Origin of the sequence: Sphingomonas sp. 10B4 (genome assembly GCF_035019905.1) — a bacterium.
GTDB classification, from domain to species: domain Bacteria; phylum Pseudomonadota; class Alphaproteobacteria; order Sphingomonadales; family Sphingomonadaceae; genus Sphingomonas; species Sphingomonas glacialis.
Window position 1 is genome coordinate 1 of sequence record NZ_JASJVC010000107.1, and the last position, 7,852, is coordinate 7,852.

Sequence of the window (7,852 nt, forward strand, 5' to 3'; positions counted from 1 at the left end):
TCCACCACCAACATCCCGATCTCGCAGCCTGAGAATACCCAGGCTGCTGTCTAAACCATCGAAATGAGGGGTCCCTGCTGGACGCCGATCACCCCGCTAAGGGGGTCCTTTTTGCACGCCGATCCACACCACAGCGCCGACATTCAGGACCGCGACGGCGCACCACTGGTGCTGGCCGAAATCATCAAACGCTTCCCCTGGCTACGTCATGTCTTTGCCGATGGCGGCTATGCTGGAGACAAACTCAGGCAAGCGCTGCGCCGGATCGGCAAATGGACCATCGAAATCGTAAAGCGGTCCGATACGACCAAGGGCTTCGTGGTTCTCCCACGCCGCTGGGTTGTCGAGCGCACGCTGGCTTGGCTCAACCGGAACCGCCGCCTCGCCAAGGACTTCGAACAGACCATCGCCTCGGCAACCGCATGGCTGTTCATCGCCTCGATCCAGCTCTTTGCACGCCGCATCGCAAGACTATGATATCACCCCGAATAATTATGAATCAGACTCTAAGACACGCAGCCGGTCTGGTCCAAAGGGCCCGAAAATCGAGTTACCGTCTTGTGAGTCAAAGCCCCGTTTCGACGATTATCTAAAAATATCGCCCTCTGACCGAGCATTGCAGGCGGCTAGCGGAGTTTTCAGCGCTCCGCAGCCTTTATGGGGTCGGTTCCGCCTGAGGGCGAAATGACACCCTAAGCGGATCGGCCGGATTTGGGAGAATAGGGGTCACTGCACGAAAGTGAAGTTTACGTACGCTAGGACCGAACGAACGGCGAACGCTGACGGTGCTAACGTCGGAAGGGTGTGACGACGGCCTGGTCGAGGAAGGCGCGCATACCTTCTTCATCGACGGTCTGACGAAAAGCAGCATGCGCGGCATCAAAAGCCTCAACCAATAATTCCGAAGCCCTTTGGACAGGCAGCTATCCGCTCAATTAGGTCCGAAAAGACGGCTGCCACCTATCTGCCACAAGCCGATATTCGTGATCCGTTCGTGTCTAGCGTACGTAAAATTCACTTTCGTGTCGTGACCCCGTGCTGGTCGATATCTTGCGAGGCAGGGGCTGACGAATGGCGGACGGCGACACCGAGGACGAGGCGGCACGGGCGTTCGAGAGCCTTCGCGCCGAGGTGTCGTTGATGCGCCGGGCCGTCGAGCGGCTGGCGGCCGAGCGTGCAGAGAGCAGCCATGCGCCGGACTATTCCGAGACGCTGGGCGTCATTTCGCAGAACCTCTCCGCGACCGCGCAGCGGGTCGATGCACTGGTAAAGAGCCCGGCCTTGTCGCTCACGCCCGAGGAGACCAGTCGGCAGATCGGCGCCGCCAGCTTCGACGCGAGGCGGGAGGATCACCGCCTGTTCCTCGTCGCGAAGCAGGGAATCGACGAGGTAGCGACTAGGCTCCGCCACCAGTTGGAATCGCATGTCATGGCGGCCGAGCAGCGGCGCCGGCTGTGGCAGGTCGGGCTCGCCTGCCTCGCCGTAGGCATGTCGCTTTGGGCGATCCTCGCCGGCCCGATCGCGCTCGCCATGCCAGAGAGCTGGCATTGGCCGGAGCGGATGGCGGCGCGCACGCTCGCCATGCCGATGTGGGAAGGCGGGCAGCGCCTGATGCGAGCGGCGTCGCCCGAGTCGTTCGCCGGCATCGTGGCGCCTAGTCTAAATCGTGAAACAGGTTAATGGCCGATACTACGAGAAGAAGACAACGCAAGTACAAATAAAACAATTCCGCAGCAGACGAGAGCAAAAGCAAACCTTCTATTAGCTTCTATCGTGCGACGTCTCCTTCTTGAGAGTAGTGATGAACGAGGCGAAAGAAAGCCGCTTCGACGATACCGTCTCATCCGGGATGTGCTTCCGACTTACCTGTTTGAAGATTTAACATTCCACCAGCTCTTTATGACCGCCGTCGCAACCAGTCTCGCGGGATGGCGGCTTCAAGCGCGTCATCGACGGTGACGATGCCGAGCATTCTCTTTTCGGCGTCGACAACTGGTAGGCTGAGCAGATTGAAATCAGCCATCCGGGTAGTGACCGTAATGATGTCGTCACCGGGGGAGGCCATTACCAAATTGCGGTCTGCCGCGTCGCGGAGCAGAGTTTCCGGGGGCAACTGCAGAGCACGAACGAGGGTGAGCGTGCCTGTCAGCGTTCCGTCACTACGGAGACTGTGGATCATCACCAGTGCCTCAGGCTGATGCGTCGAAGCCAATCGAACCGCTTGAAGGGCGTCCCCGATTGTTTTGTCTTCGGAAAGCGCGAGAAAATCGGGGCCCATGAGCCCGCCGGCAGTCGCTTCATGGTATCCCAGAAGGGTAAGAACCTTGGTTCTCTGTCCATCGGGCAGAAGGTCAAGCACAGGCTTTCGGCGCTCTTGTGAGATGTCCATGACCGCGTCCGCGGCGTCATCGGCCCGCATCCGGGAGAGCAGTGCCGCCACATCCTCGTTGCTTCGCGCATGAAGCAGCTTGGCTTGCTTATCGTCGGCGAGTTCCTCGAACACATCGGCTTCGAGTTCCGGGTCCTCATGCACATGGGCGAGCAGGATGTTTTCCTCACGTGAGGATGCCCGCTCAATAATATCGGCGATCTGCGCTGGTTTTAGCCGTGTGATGCGGTTCGCAGCGGAGCGTAATCCCGACGCGCGCTGATCGCCCATGAGCAGCAGGAACGAATGCCAATCCCGTGCGGGATGCTCGTCATGTCGGCCCAAGTGAAACCAGCGGCCTTTGTGAACGTCGAGCCCTGTGACCCTCCATCCGTCCGGTGCCAATGCAAGCCTAACGTCATAGGCTTTGACAAAAGCACTGCGAGCAACGTCGATGAGACGATGCCCAAGAATATTCGCTTTCAACAGCAGTTCGCCGTCTCGCAGCTCGAATGGCCTCAAATCCACCTTGGCTGTGCGCAGACGGACTGATTGCGGGTCGATGCTAACCACATCGCTCATGGGGACAAAATAGCCACCGCCACCCAGGCCGATGACCAACCCCAACAGGAGCGGATAATCATGATCGCGGAGTCTGATGACGACATCCGATAACTTGCCGAGTGTCTGTCCCGCGCCATCGATCACGGCGTGCTTGAGCAAGGACGATAGAGAAAGCGCTTCGTTCGCTCCTGACGGGTCCGGACTGTCACTCACCTGTGAAGTTCCTCTTTTCAGCAACGCCGTCGAGACGGGTCGCCATTGACGATGTTAAGCGATCGGCGATCAGTGTCCAACGGCGAGTTGGTAGATGCGGAAAATGACCATGATCATCGCGATCAGCAGATAGCTCCGCAGGACCGTAAGCCCGATCCGGCTACCGAGCGGCAGCTTCGGGGCTGCTAGCAAGGCAAGCGGCGGCATCCGCCATGATAGGCGTTCCGTTCTATCGATGGGCTTGGCCTTGAGGGCGCGAGGATGAAACTGCTGGTACCCGAGAATGCCGGCACCGACCAACAGCGTCAGCAAAGCTCCTCCGATGAGGATGTATAGGATCACCGCCGCGCTGAGATCGGGATACAGAACTCCCGCCGTCAGCACCAGCGACAGGATCACCAGGACGGCAATGATTGCCGCCGTAAAGATGTTCATGCCCCTCGTGTTGACCCAGGGGCCGAGCACTTCCTCGTCGTTGCACAGGAGGAGCAGGAACACGGTTGCGGAGGGTAGAAGCACGCCCGCCAGCACCTGCACGCCCGTGGTCAGTAGGCCAAGCGGGCTGCCCGGAATCAGCACGATGACGGCAGAACCGATCAAGATACCGACGAAAGCCGCGTAGAACCCCTTCGCATCGGAAATCTTGCGGTGAAGCGAATGCTTCAACCCCAACACGTCGCCCAAGGCGTAGGAGGTCGACAGCCCGACGGCTGCGGCACCGATGATCGAAGCGTCGATCAGGGCGACCGCAAACAGGATACCAGCAGCTTTCCCGACGTGTCGTTCAAGCCCAATGGCCACACCGCCAGCGTCGGTGAATTTGCCGAACTCGCTGTGGCCGGCGAACGTCGCTGCCGTGAAGGCGATGATCGCCGTTGCACCGATCAGGACGATAACGATGCCAATCCACAAATCCACGCGTTCGTAGTTCATGAAGCGCGGCGTGATGCGTTTGTCGATCAGGTAGGATTGCTGGAAAAACAGCTGCCAAGGCGCAACAGTGGTGCCCACGATGCCGATGATCAAAAGCACGGCTGTGGAGAGATTTGAGCCAGCCGGTATGCCCGGAACGAGGAGACCACGGCCAATCTGGCCGAAGGTCGGATGGACCATGATGAGGATCGGAATGAGTAGGAGTGATCCCACGATCAGCGTCATGCAGACCCGCTCGAATCGCCTGAATGAGCCGGTGCTTGCCGCGGCAATGACAATCACGGCGGCGATGAGCACCCCGGCAATCTTGGGTAGACCGAGATAATCGAGCCCAAGGCTGATGCCGATGAACTCCGTTACGATCGTGAGCGCATTGAGGATGAACAGGTCAATGACGCTGAACGCGCCCCAAAACTTTCCGAAGCGCTCTAGGATCAGGCGAGCATGACCGACGCCTGCGACCACCCCGAGCCGCAGGACCATTTCCTGATTTATGTAGAGTACCGGCACCAGCAGCAGCAGCACCCAAAGAAGACTGGTGCCGTAATTCTGTCCCGCTTGCGCATAGGTGCTGAAAGCACCCGCATCGTTGTCGCCGGTCATCACGATAAGTCCTGGACCCACGACAGCCAGTAGCGTCATGAGACGGGCTTTCAGCCCCGAGCGAGGAGCTTCGTCGCCTAGGCGGATGGTGCCGAATGCGCCCTCGATATCACCGACGTGCGCTGCGTCGAGCGCCGCGCCGGGCGGCCCTTCGTTCACGGATGCGTGCATAGGCGATGATCCGAAGAGAGGAAACAAAGGGGCTGGAGAGAGTCCGCTCTGCCGATCGAGCGAGTTCGCACCCTATCCGAGTAGGTCGCCATACTGAGGATTAGGTCAGGTAAGAATGGACGATCGCCACCAGCTCGTCGGCTGCTTGCTTGCGTGGGTCGTCGTCCGGCGCGTTAGGATCTACGAGATGCTCGTGAATATGGTCCTCAATGACTTCAGCGATGAAACCGTTGAGGGCGCCGCGACATGCAGTCGCTTGTTGCAGCACCCGCGCACACTCGTTGTCGGCGCTGACCGCGCGCTCGATCGCGTCGATCTGGCCGCGGATGCGCTTCAGCCGGTTGAGCAGTTTCGCCTTTTCCTTTTCGACGTGACTCATACCGGCCCTTTAACGCTGGAGGTATACCCCAGGTCAGTATATAAACCTTCAAGCGTTGGCTAGTGGGAACCGACATGACCGATCATCTTCGCGCGGCACTCAGCGCAAGCGCGGCCTTGTTCGCGATGGCGGCATCAGCCCCGGTATACGCACAGGTAATCAAAGACACTCCCCCGGCGGTTGCTCAGGAAGCGCCTGCGTCTGTTGCTGAGAAGGCGCCCGTGGCGGAGGAGCGCTTCGCCGTCCGCGGGCAAGCGACCTTTGTCGTGCAGGGTACGCCGGGCTTCGCGTCCCCCTACCAGGGGGGCAACAGCCTAACGCCCAACCAGGCCAAGGAAACCTTCGATGCAACGCTCTACGCTGGCGTGCGCCCCTGGCGCGGCGGAGAGGCGTGGATCAACCCGGAGGTCGATCAAGGGTTCGGGCTGTCGAACACCTTGGGCGTAGCCGGCTTTCCGAGCGCGGAAGCATATAAGGTCGGCAAGCGCGCGCCGTATGTTCGATTGCAGCGGCTGTTTTTTCGCCAGACGATTGGGCTTGGCGGAGGCAGTGAGGCCGTCGCGGGATCATTCAACCAGCTTGCCGGAGCGCGCGATCTAGATCGCGTTGTGCTGACGATCGGCAAGTTCGGCGTGGGTGACGTGTTCGACACCAACAGCTATGCGCATGACGCTCGCGTCGATTTTCTCAACTGGTCGATGGTGGACGCGGGCAGCTTCGACTACGCGGCCGACGCTTGGGGCTATTCAACCGGTGTTGCCGCCGAGTGGTATCGCGGTCCGTGGACCGTCCGGGTAGGCGCGTTCAACCTGTCCAAGGTGCCCAACGGCGAGACGCTGGAAAGCGGGTTCGGGCAGTTTCAACTCGACGGCGAGATCGAGCATCGACATACCATCAATGGTAACCCTGGCGCGATCCGGGTGACGGTGTTCCGCAACCGCGGCCGGTTCAGCAGGTTCGACGACGCCGTGACATTGGCCCGCGCGACCGGCCAGCCGGTTGATCCCGCGCTCACCCGCGAGCGGCGAAGCCGCGCGGGAATTAGCGTTAACGTCGAGCAGGCGATGAGCAAGGCAGTTGGCTTATTTGCCCGCGCAGGCCTCGCGGATGGATCGATCGAGCCTTATGACTTCACCGATATCGACCGCACCGCGCAGCTGGGCGCTGATATCAAGGGCATAAGTTGGGGTCGAGCTTCCGATACGATCGGGATTGCTGAGGTAGTCAACGGTATCGCGCGCTCGCATCGGCGCTACCTGAACGCGGGCGGGCTTGGCGTGCTCGTCGGTGACGGGCGGCTCACCAATCCGGGCGCGGAGCTGATTACCGAAGCCTACTATAGCTTTGTTGCGAGCAAGATCGTCAGCATCAGCGCCGATTATCAATTCATCGCGAACCCAGGTTACAACCGGGATCGAGGACCTGCCCACGTTCTTGCGTTCCGGCTACATGGCGCGTTCTGAGGCAATCGTGTCCTACTTGCGATAGGCGTTCCGCAGATCAGCGGCCCAGCCCGCGCTTAGCGGAAGAGCAGCGCCGGTCTGCTTTCACCCGCGCGCCGCCTGAAGTTCGATAGGGTGATCGAAACGCAGGCTCATTCAACTATAATGTTGCTACGTGTCAAAACCGGACGGTTGTGACGCAGCCGGTGCACGGCCCATCCAGCGATTTGAGCGACGCAGCGATTATTGGGAGGCTGCCGCATGCTGGGCCTGCTCACCTTTCATGTGCTTGAAATCGGCAAGGCGCTTCCCGGCTTCATCCCGAAAGGTTGCTCCCGTCGCGATCATGGCTCCGATTCGATCGAGGCGGAAGCAGCGGAAATCATCGGCCGCTTCGCACCAGGCCACCAGCAGCCAAACCGGGCCGAAAAACGTGACGGACAGCGGGCGCACCGTTCGCGTCGAGCGCGTGCCGTTCAGCGTCTCATAGTCGATGCGGAGCACGCGACGGTGTTGCGCGGCTCGCTTTAGTTCGAGCAGATCGACGTTGGGTGCGAACCGCGTGACCCATTGCGGTGCCCAGAATATATCCTGATCGACGCCGGCTTGGCCCGACGCGGGTAGCACGGCACGTATCTTCGCCAGCGCCGCGGCCGCTTGCTTAGCCACGGCCCCGTCGCTCCAGGTCGCCAGCACCCGCGCACCGAGCGCCAACGCTTCCGCTTCTTCGGCCGTCAGGTTGAGCGGGGGGTAGATGATAGCCCGGCTCCAGCGTGTAGCCGACCCCGGCCTCGCCCCGGACCGGAACGCCCGTGGCGACCAGCGCATCGATGTCGCGATAGAGGGGTCGGTTCCGGCTGAGGTCGAAATGACACCCTAAGCGGATCGGCCGGATTTGGGAGAATAGGCGACAGGCTGCTTTCGGTTTAGCGAGAAGCGCTATCGGCCGATCCACTGCGCCATGCCAATCGATGCAGGCGCAGTCGGGCTGAAGCCGTATTGAGCGTAAAGCCTGTTGGCCTCACCGTCAGCGATTAGGCTTACATAGGCTTCGGCAGGCGCTACCTGCCAAAGTGCTTCCATCAAGTTCGACACGATCACTAGAGGTGGCTCGGTTCATTTGAACAGCTCGGCGCGATTGCTAAGTGGAGCGTCCGCCGGTTTCATGCCGCTGCGAGA

Annotated in this window: 7 protein-coding genes; 3 read left to right on the forward strand and 4 right to left on the reverse strand. The window is 60.5% G+C overall.

Translation table 11 applies throughout. The features are described from left to right. The first annotated feature begins 63 nt into the window (after nt 1–63). Together QN347_RS18135 and QN347_RS18140 are read left to right on the forward strand one after the other, a co-directional pair. Nucleotides 64–477, forward strand: a complete 414-nt coding sequence (locus tag QN347_RS18135; protein WP_416194535.1) for a transposase — start codon at nt 64–66, stop codon at nt 475–477. Between the two features lie 594 nt (nt 478–1,071). Beyond that, on the forward strand, nt 1,072–1,680 hold the full coding sequence (locus QN347_RS18140; protein WP_322164306.1) for a DUF6118 family protein: 609 nt from the start codon (nt 1,072–1,074) through the stop codon (nt 1,678–1,680). Between the two features lie 217 nt (nt 1,681–1,897). Here QN347_RS18140 and QN347_RS18145 read toward each other — a convergent pair whose 3' ends face one another. The 3 genes from QN347_RS18145 to QN347_RS18155 form a co-directional block, all read right to left on the reverse strand. Next, complete coding sequence (locus QN347_RS18145) at nt 1,898–3,145, reverse strand: magnesium transporter MgtE N-terminal domain-containing protein (RefSeq protein ID WP_322164307.1); 1,248 nt, start codon at nt 3,143–3,145, stop codon at nt 1,898–1,900. 69 nt (nt 3,146–3,214) lie between these two features. Next, nucleotides 3,215–4,840 carry an Nramp family divalent metal transporter gene (locus tag QN347_RS18150; protein ID WP_322164308.1) on the reverse strand — a complete coding sequence of 542 codons (1,626 nt, stop codon included), beginning with the start codon at nt 4,838–4,840 and terminating at the stop codon, nt 3,215–3,217. A gap of 112 nt (nt 4,841–4,952) precedes the next feature. Further along, on the reverse strand, nt 4,953–5,231 hold the full coding sequence (locus QN347_RS18155) for a metal/formaldehyde-sensitive transcriptional repressor (protein WP_322164309.1): 279 nt from the start codon (nt 5,229–5,231) through the stop codon (nt 4,953–4,955). Between the two features lie 74 nt (nt 5,232–5,305). Here QN347_RS18155 and QN347_RS18160 point away from each other — a divergent pair, with 74 nt between their 5' ends. Further along, nucleotides 5,306–6,694 (forward strand): carbohydrate porin, encoded by a 1,389-nt coding sequence (locus tag QN347_RS18160; protein ID WP_416194536.1) that lies wholly within the window; start codon nt 5,306–5,308, stop codon nt 6,692–6,694. 222 nt (nt 6,695–6,916) lie between these two features. Here QN347_RS18160 and QN347_RS18165 read toward each other — a convergent pair whose 3' ends face one another. Continuing rightward, the gene (locus QN347_RS18165) at nt 6,917–7,501 is read right to left on the reverse strand and encodes a helix-turn-helix transcriptional regulator (RefSeq protein WP_323494288.1); all 585 of its coding nucleotides are present in this window, start codon (nt 7,499–7,501) and stop codon (nt 6,917–6,919) included. Nucleotides 7,502–7,852: the final 351 nt, after the last annotated feature.

What these genes read in the sequence shown, in the direction of transcription:
- QN347_RS18165 (WP_323494288.1), bottom strand. Translation starts at nt 7,501, where the DNA reads ATGCGCTGGTCGCCACGGGCGTTCCGGTCCGGGGCGAGGCCGGGGTCG.
- QN347_RS18155 (WP_322164309.1), bottom strand. Translation starts at nt 5,231, where the DNA reads ATGAGTCACGTCGAAAAGGAAAAGGCGAAACTGCTCAACCGGCTGAAG.
- QN347_RS18160 (WP_416194536.1), top strand. Translation starts at nt 5,306, where the DNA reads ATGACCGATCATCTTCGCGCGGCACTCAGCGCAAGCGCGGCCTTGTTC.
- QN347_RS18135 (WP_416194535.1), top strand. Translation starts at nt 64, where the DNA reads ATGAGGGGTCCCTGCTGGACGCCGATCACCCCGCTAAGGGGGTCCTTT.
- QN347_RS18140 (WP_322164306.1), top strand. Translation starts at nt 1,072, where the DNA reads ATGGCGGACGGCGACACCGAGGACGAGGCGGCACGGGCGTTCGAGAGC.